At 43.2% G+C, this 3,309-nt stretch carries 3 protein-coding genes; all 3 read right to left on the bottom strand.

Annotated elements, in window-relative coordinates:
* Positions 1-624 (bottom strand): ROK family protein (locus ACH2DQ_RS18290; RefSeq protein WP_395027768.1); only part of this gene is annotated, 624 nt, incomplete at its 3' end.
* 38 nt (positions 625-662) lie between these two features.
* A complete protein-coding gene (locus tag ACH2DQ_RS18285) occupies positions 663-1,586 on the bottom strand; it encodes a nucleoside hydrolase (RefSeq protein WP_394912514.1) in 924 nt (307 codons plus the stop codon).
* Positions 1,573-2,976, bottom strand: a complete 1,404-nt coding sequence (locus tag ACH2DQ_RS18280; RefSeq protein ID WP_394912515.1) for an MFS transporter — start codon at positions 2,974-2,976, stop codon at positions 1,573-1,575. Before ACH2DQ_RS18280 ends, ACH2DQ_RS18285 begins: the two co-directional genes overlap by 14 nt.
* Between the last annotated feature and the right edge of the window lie 333 nt (positions 2,977-3,309).

The raw sequence follows: 3,309 nt of genomic DNA, 5'->3' as shown, positions 1-3,309 counted from the left end.
TTCAGCGCGTTCAAATAATTGCAGTCCGTCATATTTTTCCCAATCCTCCCCGGTATAAAACGCCACTCTTTTGGCGAAACCCTGGAATCCGCTCTTCATTCCCCAGTAGCCGTCCAATTCGTACTTCCTGTTTTCCTCCACTGCCACATAACTGAATTCACCTGCTGTCTGCCGCCTGCCTTTATACAGCTTTTTATCAATAATCAGTCCGCCGCCCACTCCGGAACCCAAAACCAAAACCGCACCATTGGTACATCCTTTCAGGCTGCCTTTCCAGAATTCAGCCAATGCAGCACATTTCCCGTCATTTTCGATTGTGACCGGTATCTGATGTCTCTCATATAGAATCTCAGCCAGTGGAGTACCGCATAAATATGCCAGATACCCGGCAGTTACACAGTACCCTGCATCGCTGTCCAGCATGCCGGGCATACTGATGGCAATGCCTTCGATTCTGTCCTTATAACGTTCTATTACGTCGCTGATCATACCGATAAACGCTTCTTTCGTTCCCGTTGTATAATCCGGCGTAATCAATTTCCCACGCTCCAGAATATCTGTATTTTCATTCATAAATGCATACTTTGTAAATGTCCCGCCTGCATCAAAAACCAGATATGCCATGTATTACTCCTCCGTTTCCCTTATTTGCCCTTAAAGGTTTAAATACCCGCACCAAAATTGATCGCCAGTTTTGCATAGAAATCTTCCATGGTCATCCTTGCATCCAGGGTATGATACACCCTGATTTCCCGGTTATTCTGACCGTGGATATAAGTCATGTCCTCCCCAATTGCCGGAGCAGGCTTTAAATCGTAATTCATTTTTTCCAGTTCATCTAAAAGCAGTGTAACAGTTGCCTGGTCTCCAAGTCCCCAGGTCTCTCCGTGGGGCCATGGTGCATAATCAGCAAGCTTGTTATTAAATGCCGCCATCTGTTCAAACAGGTATTTTCCGATTGCTCCACAGGGTTTCACCCGGTACTGCAATTCCGCCAGTGAAACCGCAATCTGCTTATACACATCCATAGGTACCTGCCATAGTGGAACTTTCGAACAAAATACCAGGTTTGCCGCCTTCACGTCCATCATCAGATTAAATTCAAATCCGCCTTTTGGCCACACACCTCCGCCAATCCAGATGACCGTCATTCGATCCGCTATCTCCGGCTTCATAAGTAATGCGCTTGCCAAATCAGTAACAGCACCCTGGCAGACCACAAAGAGAGGCCGTGAATCTTCTTTTAACGCTTCTTCAATGATAAATCTGGCACCCTCTGAATCTATGGGAGCCTTCTCATCTTCTAAAGAGTGGGGTGCTCCCAGCAAAACCGGATATTGCTCTTTTACCCCCATCAGTCCAAGTACTTTTTCCACTTCCTGGAGGCTTGCCTTTGCAGTATTTTCCTCCCCGTATTCCTGAGGATTTTTACAAAAATGCCCCGCGACAATTCCCTTCACATCAAATTTAGGAGTCATGAGGTGATGGGCAACCGCAAACTGGTCATCAGCTTCATTTTTACAGTCCGTGTGGACAATCACCCGGTACTTTTTCTGATCCGGTACTTTAAAATCATACTTCCACATATGCATTCTCCTCCTTGGCATTTGTCAATCTGCGCTCATCCATTTCCCTCTTGATCTTCGGATATACTTGATCTAAATCATAGAAAAACAGGATTATAATACATGCTGCATTACAGACAACGGGTATTCCAATAAATGCTATGGTAATCGCAGTGTTGGCACTTGCGCTCTGAACTGCCGCCGCGCCGTCATATGCTCCCCATGCCAGAAGTCCCGCCGCAATGGCACTTGCGGAAGCGCTTGCTACTTTATTAATAAATCCGGATACGGCGGTCTGTGTACCTGCGAGATTTTTTCCATTTTTCCATTCCCCGTAATCCACGGTATCTGCAAGCATAGAGAAAAACATCGTTTGACGAAATCCCATTCCAAATCCAATAATACCGATACTGAAATAAATCATGGCAATGGAGTTTCTCGCAGCAAATAATAAGATGAATCCTAAAATCTGAATTGCAGTACCAAGAATAGAGATATTTTTCTTGGATATTTTCTGATTCATAACTCCTGATAAAAGCATGGATACAATGGGTACAATTGTTAACAGGGATACGGCAACTGAGGTGAGCATTTCATCGCCCACAATATATTTAAAATAATAAGCGATGGTTGCAAACATCCCCAGGTAGCCGACAAATAAGAAAAAGGTCTGGGCAAGCATTAACATATAAGGCTTATTCTTTACAAGACTGCCAAGATCTTTTACTATACTTGTCTTTTTCACAACTTTAGGTGCCGGATTTATTTCCTTGATATTGAATACACAAATGAATAAAATGATTACAACGATGATTCCAAATATGATATTAGTATTGCGGTAACCAGCTGCCACGTCTCCGCCGCCAAGCCTGGAGATTAGAAACAATGCCATAGATGCAGATGTCAGGGAACCAAGATTGGAAAAAATGGTTCTGGAAGTTACAATTTTAGTTCTCTCTGTGGGATCAGCACTCAATGTAGGAAGGATGGATCCCATAGGAATATTCACCAAGGTGTAGCCAAAGGAAAAGATGATATAAGTTGCATATGCCCAGATCAATTTTCCGGATTGGGAAAAATCGGGGCTGGTAAACACAAGCACCATGCCAATTGCAAGAACCGGAGCTCCAGCCAGCATCCAGGGGCGGTTTCTACCCATCTTGGTATTGGTTTTATCAATTAATGTCCCCACTACATAGTCGGTAAAGGCATCAAAAAATTTGGTAACCAAAAACATAAAAGCAACTGCCGATGCATTCAGTCCTGCCACATCTGTATAATAAATCAAAAGATACGTATTGACCATCAGATATGCCAGATTACAGGCATAATCAGAGATTCCAAAGCCAATTCTCTGCCGCCATAAAAATTTCTTACTGTAGGTCTTTGTCATTCCGGTATTCTGTTCCATTTTCATTTCTCCTTCTTTTAAATCAAATTCTCTTGATCTGTTGTTATGCTTATCATAACTTGTATTGCCTGATTCTTATATCAAAATATTTCGATATTTATCATAATATTCAGGGAAATAGTGGAATGTAATACGGGTTTTGCTGAGTAAGGACGCTTTGTATAAGATAGGTAGTGTACGAAAAGATGGGCGTGGGAAACTGGTTTTCTAAGCATGGTGGGACCCCTGGGTTGTGGCTGGCTGTTCTTTATTGGATACAGCACAATATGTTTTGGCTGGCTTTTTGGCGGATACAATTCGACTGGCTCCCATCGGATTGTAAGCGGGCACTGA

Source organism: Robinsoniella sp. (assembly GCF_034124845.1).
This window is presented reverse-complemented; position numbering and strand designations above follow the sequence as displayed.